This window comes from Xanthobacter tagetidis (assembly GCF_003667445.1).
GTDB lineage: Bacteria > Pseudomonadota > Alphaproteobacteria > Rhizobiales > Xanthobacteraceae > Xanthobacter > Xanthobacter tagetidis.
On sequence record NZ_RCTF01000001.1, the window covers coordinates 550,482 to 566,880 of the forward strand.

Sequence of the window (16,399 nt, forward strand, 5' to 3'; positions counted from 1 at the left end):
GCCCCTGCATCCGCGCTCCCCGCCGTCGCCGCCCCCTCCCTGCCGTCGCCCTCCGGCTTGACCGGAGGGCCCATTCGGCGACCGGGCGCAACGCCGGGAGGCGCAATGGATGCTCCGATCAAGTCGGAGCATGACGGCGGCTTTGCAGGGTCGCCTTGGGACCCGGTTGCGCGCGCCCCCACCCTTTTCACCGCCGTCATCCCCCGGCTTGTCCGGAGCATGACGGCGGCTTGATGGGGCCGCGCGTCCGCCGGGCGCTATTCCGCGGCGCGGGGCAAGGCGCTCCGGGCGGCGGCGGTGAAGTGGGCCATGGCGGCGGCGACGCCGCCCTTCTTGTGCGGGATGCCGGCCAGCTCCAGCCCCATCTCGACCCCGGCGAGCGCGCCGAGGATGGTGAGGTCGTTGGTGTCGCCCAGATGGCCGATGCGGAACACCTTGCCCGCGAGCTTGGTCAGCCCGGTGCCGAGCGAGATGTCGAACGCCTCCAGCGCCCGGGCGCGGAAGGCGTCGGCGTCATGCCCGTCCGGCACCAGCACCGCGGTGAGCGAAGAGGAATAGTGCTCCGGCACGCGGCACAGCACCTCAAGCCCCCAGGCCTCCACCGCCGCGCGCGTCGCCGCCGCATGGCGGTCGTGGCGGGCGAACACGTTCTCAAGCCCCTCCTCGTGGAGCATGTCGATCGCCGCATCGAGGCCGTAGAGCAGGTTGGTGGCGGGGGTGTAGGGGAAGTAGCCGGCGCGGTTCGCGGGCAGCATCTCCTCCCACGACCAGAACAGCTTCGGGCTGCGCGAGGCCTTGGCGGCGGCCAGCGCCTTGTCGCTCACCGCGTTGAAGGACAGGCCCGGCGGCAGCATGAGCCCCTTCTGCGAGCCCGCCACCGTGACGTCCACGCCCCATTCGTCGTGGCGATAGTCGATGGAGGCGAGGGAGGAGATGGTGTCCACCAGAAGCAGCGCGGGGTGATTCGCCTGGTCGATGGCCTTGCGCACCTTGGCGATGGGCGACACGCAGCCGGTGGAGGTCTCGTTGTGCACCACGCACACCGCCTTGATGGCGTGGGCCTTGTCCTCGGCGAGCGCCGCGCCGATGGCCTCCGGGTCGGCGCCCTGGCGCCAGTCGGAGCCGATGAACACCGGGTCGAGCGCGAGCTTGACCGCCATGTTGCGCCACAACGTGGCGAAATGGCCGGTCTCGTACATCAGCACCTTGTCGCCGGGGGACAGGCAGTTGGACAGCCCCGCCTCCCATGCGCCCGTGCCCGAGGCCGGGTAGATGATGACCGGCGCGCGGGTCTTGAACACGGTCTTGACGTTTTCCAGCACCCGCCGGCCGAGCTTCTGGAACTCCGGCCCGCGATGGTCGAGCACCGGCATGTCCATGGCGCGCAGAATGCGGTCCGGAACCGGCGTCGGACCGGGGATCTGCAGGAAATGTCGGCCCGCGACGCGGGCGGTGTTGGACGGCATGAGGCGGGCCTCCGAATGAGGGGTGGTTCCCTTCTGGCTTGCCAAAATGAATTATGAATGCAAAAAACAGTCAAGAACACTTTTCTGGGAGCGCTCCAGGGATGGCAGGGACCGTGGCACGGATCGTGGAACCCGGCCTTGAGCGGCGCCTGAAGGCGGAGCTCGCCGGCGAGGTCCTGTTCGACCGCTTCAGCCGGGGACGCTACGCCACCGACGCCTCAGCCTACCAGCAGATGCCCGCCGGCGTCGTGGTGCCGAAGACGCGCGCCGAGGCCGAGCGCGCCGTCGCCATCGCCTTGGAGGAGAAGGTGCCCGTGACCGCCCGCGGCGGCGGCACCTCCCAGTGCGGGCAGACCATCAATACCGGCCTCATCGTCGACTGCTCGCGCCACCTCACCGCGATCCTGGATCTGGACGTGTCCGGCCGCCGCGCGGTGGTGGAGCCGGGCATCGTGCTCGACGAGCTGAACCGCCAGCTGCGCCCGCACGGCCTGTGGTTCCCGGTGGACGTCTCCACCGCCTCGCGCGCCACCATCGGCGGCATGGTGGGCAACAATTCATGCGGCGGGCGCTCGCTGCGCTACGGCACCACGCGCGACAACGTGGTCGCCATCGACGCGCTGCTGGCGAGCGGCGCGACCGCGCGATTCGGCCCGGTGAAGGGCGACCTCTCGGACCTGTCCGCCACCGCCCCCCTGCGCCCGCTCGCCGAGCACCTCGCCGCGCTCGGCGCGCGCGAGGCGGCCGAGATCGAAGCGCGCTTCCCGAAGGTGCAGCGCCGGGTGGGCGGCTACAATCTAGATGCGCTCGTGCCGGCCTCCGAGATCAACCTCGCCCATGTGCTGGTGGGCTCGGAGGGCACGCTCGGCTTTTCCACCGCCATCGAGCTGAAGCTCTGGCCGCTCATGGGCCGGCGCGCGGTGGGGGCCTGCCACTTCGGCTCGTTCCATGCCGCCATGGATGCCGCCCAGCACATCGTGAAGCTCGGCCCCATCGCCGTGGAGCTGGTGGACCGCACGCTGCTGGAACTTGCCTCCGACATCGCCATGTTCCGCCCGACGCTGGACGCCTTCGTGCGCGGCCGGCCGGAGGCGATCCTTCTGGTGGAATTCTCCGAGGACGACGCGGAGAACGCCCGCCGTCTCGCGAGTCTCCACAATCTGATGGGCGATATCGGCCTCGGCTGGGACCATCAGGGCGCGCGCTGGGGCGGCGTGGTGGACGTGACCGAGCCGGCGCTCCAGGCCGCCATCGCCGACGTGCGCACCTCCGGCCTCAACATCATGATGTCCATGAAGGACCAGGGAAAGCCGGTGTCCTTCGTGGAGGATTGCGCGGTGCCGCTGGAGCACCTCGCCGACTACACCGCGCGGCTGAGCGACGTGTTCGAGAAGAACGGCACGCGCGGCACCTGGTATGCCCACGCCTCGGTCGGCTGCCTGCACGTTCGCCCGGTGCTGAACCTGCGCCAGGACCTCGACGTGAAGCGCATGCGCGCCATCGCCGAGGAGGCGTTCGAACTGGTGCGCGCCTACAAGGGCTCGCATTCGGGCGAGCACGGCGACGGCATCGTGCGCTCGGAGTTCCACGAATTCATGTTCGGCAGCCGCCTCGTCGCGGCGTTCGGCGCGGTGAAGCGCGCCTTCGATCCGCGCGGCCTGCTGAACCCCGGCAAGATCGTCGATGCGCCGAAGTTCGACGACCGGACGCTGTTCCGCTACGGGCCGCAGTATCACCCCGTCGAGGTGAAGACCCATCTCGACTGGTCCGCCTTTCCCGGCGCCTCCGGCGGCCTCCAGGGCGCGGTGGAGATGTGCAACAACAACGGCGCCTGCCGCAAGCTCTCCGGCGGCACCATGTGCCCGTCCTACCGCGTGACGCGGGACGAGAAGGACGTGACGCGCGGGCGCGCCAACACCCTGCGCCTCGCCCTCTCCGGCCAGCTCGGCGAAGACGCCCTCACCTCGGACGAGATGATGGAGACGCTGAAGCTGTGCGTCTCTTGCAAGGGGTGCCGGCGCGAATGCCCGACCGGGGTCGACATGGCGCGCTTCAAGATCGAGGCGCTCGCCGCCCGCACCGCCCGGTTCGGCCATTCGCTGCGCGACCGTCTGGTCGGCTTCCTGCCGCGTTATGCGCCGTTCGCCGCGAAGCTGCCGGCGCTGCCGAACCTGCGCGACCGCGTGCCGGGGCTGGCGAAGCTCGCCGAGCGCGTCACCGGCTTTGCCGCCGAGCGGGCGCTGCCGCGCTGGCGGCGCGACGTGTTCGCCGACACCCCCGCCGCCTTCGGGCCGGCGGACGGGCGGCCGGTGATCCTGCTGGCGGACACCTTCAACCGCTATTTCGAGCGCGAGAACCTGGACGCCGCCCTCACCGTGCTCGCCGCGGCGGGCTACCGGGTGGAGATCGCCCGGCCGGCCGATGGTTCGTCGCGGCCTTTGTGCTGCGGGCGCACCTTCCTGTCCATCGGCGCGGTGGACGAGGCGAAGAGGGAGGCGCAGCGCGTGCTCGACGCGCTCGGCCCGCGCCTTAAGGACGGCGTGCCGGTGATCGGCCTGGAGCCGAGCTGCCTGCTGTCGTTCCGCGACGAGGTGCCGGCGCTGCTGCCCGGCCCGGCGGCGGAGAAGCTCGCCGCTTCGGCGCTGCTGTTCGAGGAATTCCTGGCCCGCGAGGCGAAGGCGGGGCGCCTTGCGCTCGACCTCGCCCCCATCGCCCCGCGCGCGCTGCTGCACGGCCACTGCCACCAGAAGAGCTTCGCCGCCATGGGCGCGGTGGAGCAGACGCTGCGCCTCGTGCCGGGCCTCGCGGTCGAGACGGTGGAGACCAGCTGCTGCGGCATGGCCGGCGCGTTCGGCTACGGCACTGAAACGGTCGCGGCGTCGAAGGCCATGGCCGAGCTGGCGCTCCTGCCGGCGGTGCGGGCGGCGGACGGCGATACCTTGGTGGTGGCGGACGGCACCTCCTGCCGCCAGCAGATCGCCGACGGCACGCCGCGCCAGGCGGTGCATGTGGCGCAGGTGCTGGCGCGCGCGGTCGCCGCCGCCAAAGCGCGGCCGGCGCTGAAGGAGGCAGCGGAATAACGCGCAGGGCGGCTTTGCATCCTTGCCTTTCGGATTTCTGCATTCATAATTCACTTGCCGCGCACCGGCCGAAGATGCCGGGCGCTCGACCGAGAGCCTCCCTCTCGGGAGGAAACGGAGGAGACGCCAAATGCGATCGATCATCACCCTCGTGCTTGCCGCCGCCGGCGCGCTGACCGCCTCGGCGGCCCTCGCCCAGACCGATATCAAGCTCGGCCATGTGGGCGAGCCGGGCTCGCTCTTCGACCAGACCAGCCAGGAATTCGCCAAGCGCGCCAACGCCAAGCTCGGCGACAAGGCGAAGGTGGTGGTGTTCGGATCGAGCCAGCTCGGCGGCGACGACGAGATGCTGAAGAAGCTGAAGCTCGGCACCATCGACCTCGCGCTGCCCTCCACCGTGATGACCACGGTCGCGCCCGAGTTCGGCGTGTTCGAGATGCCCTATCTGGTGAAGGACCGCGTTCACGCCGCTCGCATCCGCGACGAGGTCATCAAGCCGACGCTGGTGCCGATCGCCCAGAAGGCCGGCTTCACCATCATCGCCACCTGGGAGAACGGCGTCCGCCACATCACAAACAGCAAGCGGCCGATCGTGAAGCCCGAGGACCTCCAGGGCATCAAGCTGCGCGTGCCGAAGGGCGTATGGCGGGTGAAGATGTTCCAGGCCTACGGCGCGACGCCGAGCCCGATGGCGCTGTCGGAGGTGTTCGTCGCGCTCCAGACCGGCGTGATGGACGGGCAGGAGAACCCGTTCGCGCAGATCTATCCCTCGCGCTTCCAGGAAGTGCAGAAGTATCTCTCGCTCACCGGCCACGTCTATACTCCGGCCTACCTCACCGCCGGCCGCTCCTGGCAGAACCTGCCGCCGGACGTGCGCAAGGCGCTGGAGGAGACCGCGATCGAGATGGAGCCGGTCGCGCTGGAGATCGCCGCGCGCCTCGACGCCGAGCTGCTGGAGAAGCTGAAGGCCGCCGGCATGCAGGTCAACGAGGCCGACAAGGCCGCCTTCATCGCCGCCTCCAAGCCGGTCTATGACGAGTTCGCCAAGCAGGTGAACGGCGGCCAGGCGCTGATCGACAAGTCTCTGGCCCTCGGCAAGGGCTCCTGAGGCGCCAAGACCGCCGGCCTGCACGCCGCGGCCCATCCCATGACATGGCCTCCCCGCACCCGCGGGGAGGCGCAGCGGCCGCCGCCGGGCGGCCACGCCCCCTCCCGCCGAGACCAGCTTCGCCGGAGCAGCCCGTCCATGCAGAGCGTCCGCAGATATTACGACCGGTTCCTGGAGGTGATCGCCGCCGCGCTCATGGCGGGGCTCACGATCATCCTCGTCATGGGCTTCGTCTACCGTTTCTTCGGCGCCTCGCTGGTCTGGTATGACGAGATCGCCTCCATCGGCCTCGCCTGGCTCACCTATTACGGCAGCGCGCTGGCCGCCCTGCGCGGTGCGCACATCGGGTTTCCCGGCATCGTCAATGCGTTCTCGCCGAACCTCCGGGTGGCGGTGACGCTGCTGTCCGAGGCGATCGTCATCGGCTTCTTCGCGCTGCTCGCCATCTACGGCACGGAAGTGGTGATGATCCTCCAGGGCTCCACCCTGGTCTCCCTGCCGGACGTGTCGCAGCAGCTCACCCAGTCGGCGCTGCCCGTCGCGGCGGTGCTGTTCATCATCGCCGAGCTGCTCCGGCTGCCCGAAGTGCTCGCCGCCGCGCGCGGCCACGGCTTCGAGGACCACGAACTCAAGGAGGCGCTGGAGAGCGTCGGCGTGGAGGCGCCCGGCGACGCGGCGCCCGATCGCGCGTCCGCCCCGTCCAAGCCCCTGACCTCCGGCCTGGCCGAAGGAGGCCGCGCGCGATGACCGCCACGCTCGGATACATGTTCGTCGGCCTGTTCGGCATGGTGCTGCTCAACGTGCCCATCGCGGTGGCGCTCGCCGTGGTGGCGGTGGCGGCGATCTGGATCACGCAAGGGGCAGCCATGCTCCCCAACGTGCCTTTGGTGATGTTCGACGGCGCCACCAACTTCCCGCTGCTGGCGATCCCGCTGTTCATCTTCGCCGGCGGCATCATGAACTCGTCGTCCATCTCGCGGCGCCTCGTGAACCTCGCCTCGGCGATGCTGGGCTTCATCCGCGGCGGTCTCGCCATGGTGACGGTGGGCGCCTCCATGTTCTTCGCCGAGATTTCCGGCTCGGCAGTCGCCGGCGTCGCCGCGCTCGGCACGCTGCTGATCCCAGCCATGAAGAGCCGCGGCTATTCCAAGGAGGTGGCGGCGGCCATCTCCTCCTCGTCGGCAAGCCTTGCGATCATCCTGCCGCCCTCCATCCCCATGATCCTGTATGCGGTGATGGCGCAGGTGTCGGTGGTGAAGATGTTCATCTCCGGCCTGCTGCCGGGCCTTCTGGGCGGCGCCGGCCTCGCCATCACCAGCTATTTCTACGCCCGCAAGTACAACTTCCCGGTGGAGCAGCGCTTCTCCCTGTCCAAGCTCGGCACCGCGTTCCGCGAGGCGGCCTGGGCGCTGATGCTGCCGGTCATCATCCTCGGCGGCATCTTCGGCGGCTTCGTCACCGCGACCGAAGGCGCGGCGGTGGCCGTGGTGGCGGCGCTCTTCATCTCCACCGTGATCTATCGCGAGCAGACCCTGCGCGATCTCTACAAGTCGCTGGTCGATGCCGCGCTGCAGACCGCCGTGGTGATGCTGCTGGTGGCGTCCTCGGCGCTCATCGGCGTGTTCCTGACCGAGGCGCGGGTGCCGCAGGCGCTGGCCGGCTCGATCCTCGAATACACCACCAACCCCTACATGGTGCTGCTGCTGCTGAACATCTTCTTCCTGATCCTCGGGATGTTCCTGCATTCGGCGGCCGCCATCATCCTCACCGTGCCGATCGTCTTGCCGCTGATCCAGCAGGTGGGCATCGACCCTGTGCATTTCGGCCTGGTGCTCACGCTGAACCTCGCCATCGGCCAACAGACGCCGCCGGTGGCCTCGGTGCTCATCGCCGCCTGCGCCATCGCCAAGTCGGACATCTGGAAGACCACCAAGGCCAATCTCGGCTATATCGCGGTGCTGCTCCTGGTGCTGATGATCTGCACCTACGTGCCCTGGCTCGCGCTGGCGCCGACGCGGTGGTTCTACGGCGACGCGGCCGGCTAAGCCGTCGCCGGTCGGCACGCCGTCTTCGGCGTGCCGACCGCCACCCGGGCCGGGATCGTGTTATCGATGGCCACACCCCACGCGCCGGGCGCCCTGCCGCCCGGCGCGATCGTCTTTTCTTCCCTGCTGCGGACATAGCCCATGACCAAGATCCCCGAGCCCGCCCGCCCGCTGCCCCTCGAAGGGGTGCGCGTCCTCGACGTGAGCCAGGTGATGGCGGGGCCGGTCTGCGCCATGCTGCTCGGCGACCTTGGCGCCGACGTCATCAAGATCGAGCCGCCGGGCGCGGGCGACCAGACCCGCGGCGCCATGGGCTTCAAACTCAAGGGAGACGACAGCCTCGGCTTCCTCAACATGAACCGCAACAAGCGCTCGGTGGCGCTGAACCTGAAGACGCAGGCCGGGCGCGACGCCTTCTATGCGCTCGCGGACGGCGCCGACATCCTGGTGGAGAACTACCGGCCCGGCGTGACCCGCAAGCTCGGCATCGACTACGACACGCTCAACGCCAGAAACCCGCAGCTGGTCTATGCCTCGATCTCCGGCTTCGGCCAGACCGGGCCATGGGCCCAGCGGCCGGGCTTCGACCTGATGGCGCAGGCCATGTCCGGCGTCATGAGCGTCACCGGCCATCCCGGCATGCCGCCGGTGAAGGCGGGCGTGCCGGTGGCCGACATCGGCTGCGCGCTGTTCGCCACCTACGCCATCCTGTCGGCCTATATCGGCCGCCAGCGCAGCGGCCTCGGGCAGTTCATCGACGCCAGCCTGTTCGACGCCGCGCTCGCTTTCTCCATCTGGGACGTGTGCGAATACTGGGGCACCGGCGTGGTGCCCGGGCCGGTGGGCACCTCCAACAAGATGAGCGCGCCCTATCAGGCGGTGCGCTCCAAGGACGGCTGGTTCGTCATGGGGGCCACCAACCAGCGCCTGTGGACCCGCCTGTGCGAGGCCATCGACCGGCCGGAACTGCTCGCCGACCCGCGCTTTGCCGACAATCCGGCGCGCCTGAAGAACCGCGAGGCGCTGATCGCCGCGCTGGAGGAGACCTTCGTCACCCGCAACTCTGAGGAATGGGTTGGGGAATTGCTCGCCATGGGTCTTCCCGCGGGCGCGATGCACACATACCCTGAAGCCTTCGACAGCGAGCACGGGCGGCACAGGGGGATGCGCATGGAGATCGAGCACCCGGTCGAGGGCACGGTGCCCAATATCGGCTTTCCGGTGAAGCTCACCGGCACCCCCCAACAGGTGCGGCGGCATCCCCCGCTGCTCGGCGAGCACACGCGCGAGGTCCTGGCCGAGGCCGGGCTCGACGCGACGGCGCTCGCGGCGCTGGAGGAGGCCGGCGCGTTCGCGCCGGAAGCCCCATGAGCGGCGAGGGCGCGTCCCGCGCCGAGGGCTCGACCCGCCTCGCCGTCGCCGACGGTATCGCCCGCATCACGTTCGACCGCCCTGCCGCCCGCAACGCCATGACCTGGCGCATGTATGAGGAGCTGGCCGAGGCCTGCGCCGCCATCGCCGCCGACCCGAGCGTGCGGGTCTGCGTGCTGCGCGGGGCCGGCGGCAAGGCGTTCGTGGCCGGCACCGACATCACCCAGTTCGACGCCTTCGCCTCGGGCGAGGACGGCATCGCCTACGAGAAGAAGGTCGAGCGCTTCATCGCCGGCATCGAGCAGCTGTCCGTTCCCACCCTGGCGGTGGTGGAGGGGGTGGCGGCCGGCGGCGGCATGGCGATCGCCAATGCCTGCGACCTCAGGGTGGCGGCGGCCGGCGCCCGCTTCGGCGTGCCGATCGCAGCGACGCTGGGCAACTGCCTCTCGGCCGGCAACATCGCGCGGCTTTCCGCCAATCTGGGCGAGGCCTGGGTGAAGCGCATGCTGCTGCTCGCCGAGATGCCCACGGCCGAGCAGATTGCGCCCACCGGCTATCTCGCCGCCGTGGTGCCGCAGGAGGAGCTGAATGCCAAGGTGCGGGTGATGTGCGCGGCGCTGAAAAGCCACGCGCCGCTCACCATGGGGGCCACCAAGGCGGCGCTGGCGCGCCTGCGCACCGACCTCACCCCGCGCGACGAGGACCTGGTGCGCGCGGTCTATGGCAGCGCCGACTTCAAGGCCGGGGTGAAGGCCTTCACCCAGAAGCGCAAGCCCGAATGGGAAGGCCGCTAGGCGGCAAGGGGATGGGCCGGGCGGCCGGCCGAACCGGCCACCGCGCGTCCGTCCTGCCCGGGCTTGACCCGGGCATCCACGCCAGGTCGCGGGAGACGGCTCAGGGACGCCGTCACCCCACGGGACCTTCCCCCGAGGCACCCCGAGCGCGTCCCGAATGCGCCCGGCAACGGGCGCTCTCGGCCAAGTAAGGTTCAAGTAAGAAATGCTTCCTGACGCTCCAGCCCACCGCTACCGCCCGCGCGCTTCGGCTACCGTTGGCCGTGCCGGCCGATGAGATTTTCGCGATCAGGCGCGAAATGGGTTCGACTCTTTGCCGTCTCCGTGACAATCTTTAGGTTCTCGCGTTGCAGACAAGGAGAGGCACTTCATGTCCATCCAGTCGCACCTTGACGAACTGAAGCGTCGTCACGCGGCCATCCAGCAGGAAATCAACCGGGAGCTTGCCCATCCGGGCTCCGATCCGCTCCGATTGGCGGAATTGAAGCGCAAGAAGCTGGTGCTGAAGGACCAGATCACGCGCACGGCGACCGCCGCAACGGTCCACTGACCTCCTCAAAACCGGGTATCGATCAGGCGCAGGCGCCGGTCGCTTGCGGGCTGGCGCAACGCCTGACCGTGCACGGCGGGAACACGATCCGGCGCCGACGCGCGCGCATCGATCCGTGCGTCTGGCCGCACGTCCGATCGGCGCGGGGCGCTATGCCGGCGCCGCATCGTCCAGGAAGAAGCCCACGGAGAGCGCCGCCACCGGCGGCTGCCAGGCGTGGGGGCCTTGGTATTCCAGGTAGGTCAGATCGTAGCCCGCCCCCTTCAGCAGGCGCGCATGGGCGCGGCCGCTGCGGTCGATGGGAATTTGCGTGTCCTCGATGCCGTGCGAGAGGAACACCCGCGGCGCCCCCTCCTGCAGATGCACCGACATGAAGCCGGCGGACGACACGATGACATGGGTCACGAACCGCCCGTTGGTGAGCCCGAGCGAGAGCGCATAGCTGCCGCCGTCCGAATGGCCGGCGAAGGCGATGTGGGCGGGATCGATCCGGAAGCGGGCGGCCACCTCGGCGAGCGCCTGGTCGAGCCGCTCGCGGTCCGGCCCGTTGCCGGCGATGACGATATCCCAGGTGGGAAACAGCGACTGCGGCACCAGCAGCAGGAAGCCGCGGGCGAGCGCGTGCTGCTCCATCATGGGCAGGATCTTCTGCGCGCTGCCGCCGCCGCCGTGAAACAGCACCATCAGCGGCGTGGGGACGTCCGGGTCGATCCCCTCCGGCACCACCAGCAGCGCATCGCGCTCGGCGAACAGGCCGAGGTCGTTCCGCCCGGCGGGCAACGCTAGCTTGGTGCGCGGCACGGCGGGCGTGAAGGAGAGGCGGCCGGCAAGGCCGGGGTCGATAGCGCCGTCGAGCATCGCGTCCCTCTGGTCGACCGGATACGGAACACCCGATCCATGGCCCGGCGCGGCGCGCGCCGTCAAGGGCGCGACGGGACGGGATTTGACGGCGGGCGATGCGCTTCGGGATCTGCGCGCTGCACCGCGGCGGTCCCGCCGGTGCGCCGCGCTCAACCGTCTGCGGCGCCAGGCTCCGTCTCCAAAGCGCGACGCAGGACGACCAACTGCCTGCGCAGGCTGACCAGTTCGTCCAGAGACAGTCCCGAGGCGGCAAAGAGGCACCCAGGCACCGCTGCGGCACGCTCACGCAGGGCCATGCCCTGGTCGGTGGGGCGCACCCGCACCACCCGCTCATCCTTCGAATCGCGCGCCCGGACCACATGCCCCATGGCCTCCAGGCGCTTCAGGAGCGGGGTGAGCGTGCTCGATTCGAGCCCCAGCGCCTCCCCCAGCTCCCCCACCGTGCGCTCCCCCTTCTCCCACAGCGCCACCATGGCCAGATACTGCGGATAGGTGAGGCCGAGCGGGTCGAGCAGCGGCTTGTAGAATCGCGTCATGGCATGGCCCGCGGCATAGAGCGCGAAGCACAGGAAGTCATCGAGCGGGGGGATGGCGGCTCCTTCGGGGCGGTCGGGCGGCGGCGTCTGCGGCATGGCGGATGTCCTGTGCGACCCCGCCGTGACGGCGGGACGGCCTTGTGGATGCGGGCGGGGACCGCGTGTCCCGAAAATAATTATCGCACGATATAATCGCAAGCGTTGACACGCGCGCCACGGCCGGATAGAAAAATCGCGTTCGATTAAATCGCTCACGATCATTATCCCGCGAGCGTCCAAAGCCTGGAGAAAACCAATGTCCGTCAACGTTCTGTATTCGACCTCCGCCCGCGCCACCGGTGGCCGCGAAGGCCGCACCGCCACCCTCGACGGCGCCCTCGACCTGAAGCTGGCGCGCCCCAAGGAACTGGGCGGCACCGGCGCGCAGGGCGTCAATCCCGAGCAGCTGTTCGCCGCCGGCTATTCGGCCTGCTTCCTGAGCGCCATGCAGTTCGTCGCCTCGCAGGGCGGCACCGCCAAGGTGCCGGCGGACGCCACCGTCACCGCCACCGTGGGCATCGGCCCGCGCTCGGAAGGCGGCTTCGGCCTTGAGATCGCGCTCGCGGTGAGCCTGCCCGGCGTCGAGCGTGCCGCCGCCGAAGCCCTGGTGGAGAAGGCGCACCAGGTGTGCCCCTATTCCAACGCCACCCGCGGCAATATCGACGTGAAGCTCTCGGTGGCCTGATCGCCCGGCGCCCCTCTCCCCGGCGGGAGGGGCGCCGGCTTCAAGGATTGAACAGCGCCCCCGGATGCATTCATAATTCGGGTGGGCGAATGGCCGCCCGGCGGAGCGTTTGACGTGGTCGAAGCGGGATTGATCTCACGGCGCAGCCTGCACGACGAACTCGTCGACCTGCTCCACGGCATGCTGCTGCGCGGCGAGCTGCGCGCCGGCGACAAGATCAACGAGCAGGCGCTGTGCGCGCGCTTCGGCGTCTCCCGCACACCCCTGCGCGAAGCCTTGAAGGTGCTGGCCTCGTCCGGCCTCGTGGTGCTCTCGCCCAATCGCGGGGCTTCCGTCGCGCGAATCACGCCGCAGGAGGTGGACCAGCTCTTCCCCATCATGGGCGCGCTGGAGGCGCTCGCGGGCGAGATCGCCTGCGCCCGCATCTCGGACGCCGGCATCGCCGAGATCCGCCGCATGCACGACGAGATGGTGCGCCATTTCCGCGAGGGCGATCCGGCCGCCTACATGAAGCTCAACCGCGCCATCCACGACGCCTTCTTCGCCGCCGCCGGCAATGCCGAGCTGACCCAGCTCTACCAGACCCTTCTCGTGCGCATCCATGCGGTGCGCTTCACCGCCAAGAAGTCGCCCGAGCGCTGGGCCGAGGCGGTGCGCGACCACGAGGAGATGATGGCGGCGCTGGAGCGGCGCGACGGCGCGCGCCTCGCCGCGGTGCTGAAGGAGCACCTCAAGCACAAGTCCGGCATGGTGCACGAATCGCTCGGCGAGGACGCGCCCGCGGCCGCCGAGTGAGCATGCCGTTCCCCGCGCGGGCCGGCGATCCGCTGGCGGCCATCGACACCCCGGCGCTGCTGGTGGACCTCGATGCGCTGGAGGCCAACATCGCCGCCATGGCGGCGTTCGCGCGCGAGGCCGGCATCGCCCTTCGCCCCCACGCCAAGACCCACAAATGCGTCGAGATCGCCCGCCGCCAGTTGGCGGCCGGCGCGGTGGGCCTGTGCTGCCAGAAGGTCTCGGAGGCCGAGGCGCTGCTGGCGAGCGGCGTCGGCGATCTTCTCGTCTCGAATCACATCGTCGGCGCGGCCAAGCTCGCCCGCCTCGCCGCGCTGGCGCGGCGCGTCCGGGTGACGACGCTCACCGCGGACGCGGCCCACGTCGCTTTGCTGTCCGAGGCCGCCACCGCCCATGGCGTGACCTTCGAGGTGCTGGTGGAGATCGATGCCGGCGACGACCGCATGGGCCTTGGCGCACAAAGCCTTCTGCCGGTGGCGCGGGCAGTGGCGCAGGCGCCCGGCCTGGTGCTGCGCGGGCTCCAGGCCTATAGCGGCCCGCTCCAGCATGTGCGCGACGCTGCCGCGCGCGCCGATGCCGCCGCCGAGACCGCGCGCCGCGCCGCGCGCGCCCGCGACCTCCTTGAGGCGGACGGCTTGGCGTGCCCGCTCCTCACCGGCGGCGGCACCGGCAGCTTTCGCGACGATGCGGGCGCCGGCGTGCTCAACGAGATCCAGCCCGGCTCCTACGTGTTCATGGACACGGACTATGCCCGCAACCGGGACCGCGACGGCGGACCCTACCGCCCGTTCGCCCAGAGCCTGTTCGTGCGCACCGCCGTGCTGCGCGCCCGGCCGGATGGCGTGAGCTATGTGGATGCCGGCGCCAAGGCGCTCAATCTCGATTGCGGCATGCCGGATGTCGCGGGCCGCAGTGACCTTTCGTTCACCAAGGCGAGCGACGAGCAGGGACGCATCGAGGCCGCCGAGCCGGCAAGGGCTCCGGCGCTCGGCGCGGCGCTCCATCTCGTGCCCTCGCACTGCGATCCCACCGTGGCGCTTTATGACTCGCTCGTCGCCGTCAGGGGCGAAACGGTGGACGTGGTGTGGCCCATCGAGGGTCGAGGCGCGCGCACCTGAGTATTTTCAACGCTTCCCGAGGGTCAAGTAAAGCGCCAGCTATACTGTACGCCCCCCTTGAAGTTGCAGGGCGCCCGATGTTCGTGCCCGGCAAAAAGTTCCCGCGGTAAGACGATATTTAAAGTTTTTTTCGTATTGTGGTCGCAATGGGGCAAGCATGGTTACTCCGCGTTAAATAATCGCCACAGACGCGCCGTGTTTGATTTTTCGGGTGTGGCGCTCCGGCTACAGACGCGGGGAGCTGATCTCGCTAGTTATTGCGCCATCGTCGGAGTCGCCTTTGCGGGGCGGGCCGACACCAACAAGAAGGTAACTGTCATGTTCAAGCGTACCCTTCTCGGAGTTTCCGCTCTCGCGCTGATGGCGGCCTCGGCTTCGGCCGCGGATCTCGCGAACCGCTATCCGGTGAAGGCGGCGGTGGTCCCGGTGCAGATGTTCTCGTGGACCGGCTTCTACATCGGCGGCAACGTGGGCTATGCGTGGGGCAACAGCTCGCTCGACTACACCCCGTTCCTCGGCCCGACCTTCTCCTACGGCCTCGGCAACGCCGACGGCTTCACCGGCGGTCTGCAGGCCGGCTTCAACTATCAGTTCGCGAACAACGTGGTGCTCGGCCTCGAAGCCGACCTCCAGTTCGCCGACATCGGCTCGAACAACCTGCTGATCGGCGGCCCGGTGGGCGGCGCCTTCGCCTCCCAGAGCCTCGACACCTACGGCACCATCCGCGCCCGCATGGGCTACGCCTTTGACCGCTTCCTGCCGTACATCACCGGCGGCGCGGCCTGGGCCAACACCTCCTACACCGGCCCGTTCGGTTGGACCGCGGACAGCACCCATTGGGGCTGGACCATCGGTGGCGGTCTCGAATACGCCGTCACCAACAACTGGACCGTCAAGGGCGAGTATCAGTACCTCTCGTTCGACGGCGACAGCCACACCTACCTGAACGGCGACACCGTGAAGACCAAGTACGACATGAGCGTCCTCAAGGCCGGCGTGAACTACAAGTTCTGATCGACCACAAGGTCCTCGACATCAGGGCTCCCGGCATCGCCGGGAGCCCTTTTTGTTTGCCGGTTTGTTTGCCGGAACGTCAGAACACGCGCTCGTGAGCGCAGCCACCACCCTGCCACGGCTTCGCCCTTCACCGGCCATCGCATGGCCGGCTCGGCCTGCGAGCTTGCCCGCCGATCGAGTGAAGAGGTGGGTCATGAAGCGTGTCGTACTCGCGGGGGCGATGCTTTCGGTGGTTTCGGCGGGTCCGGTCCTGGCGGCCGACCTCGGCCGCGCGCCGGCGCCGGTCGCGAAGGCGCCGGTCGTGGTGCCCGCGCCGGTATTCTCCTGGACCGGCTTCTATATCGGCGGCAATGCCGGCTATGGCTGGGGCAGCGGCAAGGACGCGCTGGACCTGGCCAACATCAATCCCTCGGGCTGGTCCGCCGGCGGACAGGTGGGCTTCAACTACCAGTTCGCCAACAACATCGTGGCCGGCATCGAGGCCGATCTCCAGGGCGGCGACATCTCGGCCTCCACGGGCGGCCTGTCGAGCAGCCTCGACATGCTGGGCACCGTGCGCGGCCGCCTCGGCTATGCCTTCGGCCGCGTCCTGCCCTATGTCACGGGCGGCCTCGCTTATGGCAACAACAGCGTCGACAATTTCGGCTGGAATCAGTCCCAGACCCATGTGGGCTGGACGGCAGGTGCCGGCGTCGAATACGCGCTGACCGACCACTGGACCGCCAAGGCCGAGTATCTCTACACCGACCTCGGCTCGAAATATTACGACAATATCGGCGCCGACGCGGGCGTGACCGCCCAGACCGGCAAGATCGGCATCAACTACAAGTTCTGATCCGCCGACCCGTTGCGGGGGAGAGGGCCGGCTCCGGAAGGGGCCGGCCTTTTCTGCGTTTCGGGCCTGTCCCGCATTCATCCCATCGACAGGACGGGC

Annotated in this window: 15 protein-coding genes; 12 read left to right on the forward strand and 3 right to left on the reverse strand. The window is 69.4% G+C overall.

Going from position 1 to position 16,399, the window contains the following annotated elements; all coding sequences use genetic code 11:
- Positions 1 to 257: 257 nt before the first annotated feature.
- Positions 258 to 1,466, reverse strand: a complete 1,209-nt coding sequence (locus D9R14_RS02580; RefSeq protein WP_121621704.1) for a pyridoxal-phosphate-dependent aminotransferase family protein — start codon at positions 1,464 to 1,466, stop codon at positions 258 to 260.
- A gap of 101 nt (positions 1,467 to 1,567) precedes the next feature.
- Here D9R14_RS02580 and D9R14_RS02585 point away from each other — a divergent pair, with 101 nt between their 5' ends.
- From D9R14_RS02585 to D9R14_RS02615, 7 genes are all read left to right on the forward strand, one after another.
- Positions 1,568 to 4,546, forward strand: a complete 2,979-nt coding sequence (locus D9R14_RS02585) for an FAD-binding and (Fe-S)-binding domain-containing protein (protein ID WP_121621705.1) — start codon at positions 1,568 to 1,570, stop codon at positions 4,544 to 4,546.
- A gap of 130 nt (positions 4,547 to 4,676) precedes the next feature.
- Positions 4,677 to 5,654, forward strand: a complete 978-nt coding sequence (locus D9R14_RS02590) for a TRAP transporter substrate-binding protein (protein WP_121621706.1) — start codon at positions 4,677 to 4,679, stop codon at positions 5,652 to 5,654.
- A gap of 138 nt (positions 5,655 to 5,792) precedes the next feature.
- On the forward strand, positions 5,793 to 6,401 hold the full coding sequence (locus D9R14_RS02595) for a TRAP transporter small permease (RefSeq protein WP_121621707.1): 609 nt from the start codon (positions 5,793 to 5,795) through the stop codon (positions 6,399 to 6,401).
- On the forward strand, positions 6,398 to 7,699 hold the full coding sequence (locus D9R14_RS02600; protein ID WP_121621708.1) for a TRAP transporter large permease: 1,302 nt from the start codon (positions 6,398 to 6,400) through the stop codon (positions 7,697 to 7,699). Before D9R14_RS02595 ends, D9R14_RS02600 begins: the two co-directional genes overlap by 4 nt.
- A gap of 141 nt (positions 7,700 to 7,840) precedes the next feature.
- The gene (locus D9R14_RS02605) at positions 7,841 to 9,070 is read left to right on the forward strand and encodes a CaiB/BaiF CoA transferase family protein (protein ID WP_121621709.1); all 1,230 of its coding nucleotides are present in this window, start codon (positions 7,841 to 7,843) and stop codon (positions 9,068 to 9,070) included.
- Entirely contained in the window at positions 9,067 to 9,864 is a 798-nt protein-coding gene (locus D9R14_RS02610) for an enoyl-CoA hydratase (RefSeq protein ID WP_121621710.1), read from the forward strand. The genes D9R14_RS02605 and D9R14_RS02610 overlap by 4 nt, the downstream gene beginning before the upstream one ends.
- A gap of 370 nt (positions 9,865 to 10,234) precedes the next feature.
- Positions 10,235 to 10,414 carry a YdcH family protein gene (locus tag D9R14_RS02615; RefSeq protein ID WP_121621711.1) on the forward strand — a complete coding sequence of 60 codons (180 nt, stop codon included), beginning with the start codon at positions 10,235 to 10,237 and terminating at the stop codon, positions 10,412 to 10,414.
- A 150-nt stretch (positions 10,415 to 10,564) separates the two neighbouring features.
- On the opposite strand, the gene D9R14_RS02620 is transcribed toward D9R14_RS02615, so the two are convergent.
- Positions 10,565 to 11,272, reverse strand: coding sequence for an alpha/beta hydrolase (locus D9R14_RS02620; protein WP_121621712.1), 708 nt, complete (start codon positions 11,270 to 11,272; stop codon positions 10,565 to 10,567).
- A 152-nt stretch (positions 11,273 to 11,424) separates the two neighbouring features.
- The gene (locus D9R14_RS02625; RefSeq protein ID WP_121621713.1) at positions 11,425 to 11,907 is read right to left on the reverse strand and encodes a MarR family winged helix-turn-helix transcriptional regulator; all 483 of its coding nucleotides are present in this window, start codon (positions 11,905 to 11,907) and stop codon (positions 11,425 to 11,427) included.
- A gap of 199 nt (positions 11,908 to 12,106) precedes the next feature.
- On the opposite strand from D9R14_RS02625, the gene D9R14_RS02630 reads away from it, so the two are divergent.
- The 5 genes from D9R14_RS02630 to D9R14_RS02650 all read left to right on the forward strand — a co-directional run bounded on the left by D9R14_RS02630 (position 12,107) and on the right by D9R14_RS02650 (position 16,300).
- Positions 12,107 to 12,535, forward strand: a complete 429-nt coding sequence (locus tag D9R14_RS02630; protein WP_121621714.1) for an organic hydroperoxide resistance protein — start codon at positions 12,107 to 12,109, stop codon at positions 12,533 to 12,535.
- Positions 12,536 to 12,649: 114 nt separating this feature from the next.
- Entirely contained in the window at positions 12,650 to 13,330 is a 681-nt protein-coding gene (locus D9R14_RS02635) for a GntR family transcriptional regulator (RefSeq protein WP_245420492.1), read from the forward strand.
- Positions 13,331 to 13,332: 2 nt separating this feature from the next.
- Complete coding sequence (locus D9R14_RS02640; protein ID WP_121621715.1) at positions 13,333 to 14,448, forward strand: alanine racemase; 1,116 nt, start codon at positions 13,333 to 13,335, stop codon at positions 14,446 to 14,448.
- A gap of 318 nt (positions 14,449 to 14,766) precedes the next feature.
- Positions 14,767 to 15,462, forward strand: a complete 696-nt coding sequence (locus tag D9R14_RS02645) for an outer membrane protein (RefSeq protein ID WP_121621716.1) — start codon at positions 14,767 to 14,769, stop codon at positions 15,460 to 15,462.
- A gap of 196 nt (positions 15,463 to 15,658) precedes the next feature.
- The gene (locus D9R14_RS02650) at positions 15,659 to 16,300 is read left to right on the forward strand and encodes an outer membrane protein (RefSeq protein ID WP_121621717.1); all 642 of its coding nucleotides are present in this window, start codon (positions 15,659 to 15,661) and stop codon (positions 16,298 to 16,300) included.
- The last annotated feature ends 99 nt before the right edge of the window (positions 16,301 to 16,399 follow it).

Coding starts and splice junctions, on each gene's coding strand:
- D9R14_RS02605 (WP_121621709.1), top strand. CDS start 7,841: ATGACCAAGATCCCCGAGCCCGCCCGCCCGCTGCCCCTCGAAGGGGTG.
- D9R14_RS02620 (WP_121621712.1), bottom strand. CDS start 11,272: ATGCTCGACGGCGCTATCGACCCCGGCCTTGCCGGCCGCCTCTCCTTC.
- D9R14_RS02615 (WP_121621711.1), top strand. CDS start 10,235: ATGTCCATCCAGTCGCACCTTGACGAACTGAAGCGTCGTCACGCGGCC.
- D9R14_RS02640 (WP_121621715.1), top strand. CDS start 13,333: ATGCCGTTCCCCGCGCGGGCCGGCGATCCGCTGGCGGCCATCGACACC.
- D9R14_RS02610 (WP_121621710.1), top strand. CDS start 9,067: ATGAGCGGCGAGGGCGCGTCCCGCGCCGAGGGCTCGACCCGCCTCGCC.
- D9R14_RS02600 (WP_121621708.1), top strand. CDS start 6,398: ATGACCGCCACGCTCGGATACATGTTCGTCGGCCTGTTCGGCATGGTG.
- D9R14_RS02650 (WP_121621717.1), top strand. CDS start 15,659: ATGAAGCGTGTCGTACTCGCGGGGGCGATGCTTTCGGTGGTTTCGGCG.
- D9R14_RS02630 (WP_121621714.1), top strand. CDS start 12,107: ATGTCCGTCAACGTTCTGTATTCGACCTCCGCCCGCGCCACCGGTGGC.
- D9R14_RS02625 (WP_121621713.1), bottom strand. CDS start 11,907: ATGCCGCAGACGCCGCCGCCCGACCGCCCCGAAGGAGCCGCCATCCCC.
- D9R14_RS02585 (WP_121621705.1), top strand. CDS start 1,568: ATGGCAGGGACCGTGGCACGGATCGTGGAACCCGGCCTTGAGCGGCGC.
- D9R14_RS02645 (WP_121621716.1), top strand. CDS start 14,767: ATGTTCAAGCGTACCCTTCTCGGAGTTTCCGCTCTCGCGCTGATGGCG.
- D9R14_RS02590 (WP_121621706.1), top strand. CDS start 4,677: ATGCGATCGATCATCACCCTCGTGCTTGCCGCCGCCGGCGCGCTGACC.
- D9R14_RS02595 (WP_121621707.1), top strand. CDS start 5,793: ATGCAGAGCGTCCGCAGATATTACGACCGGTTCCTGGAGGTGATCGCC.
- D9R14_RS02580 (WP_121621704.1), bottom strand. CDS start 1,466: ATGCCGTCCAACACCGCCCGCGTCGCGGGCCGACATTTCCTGCAGATC.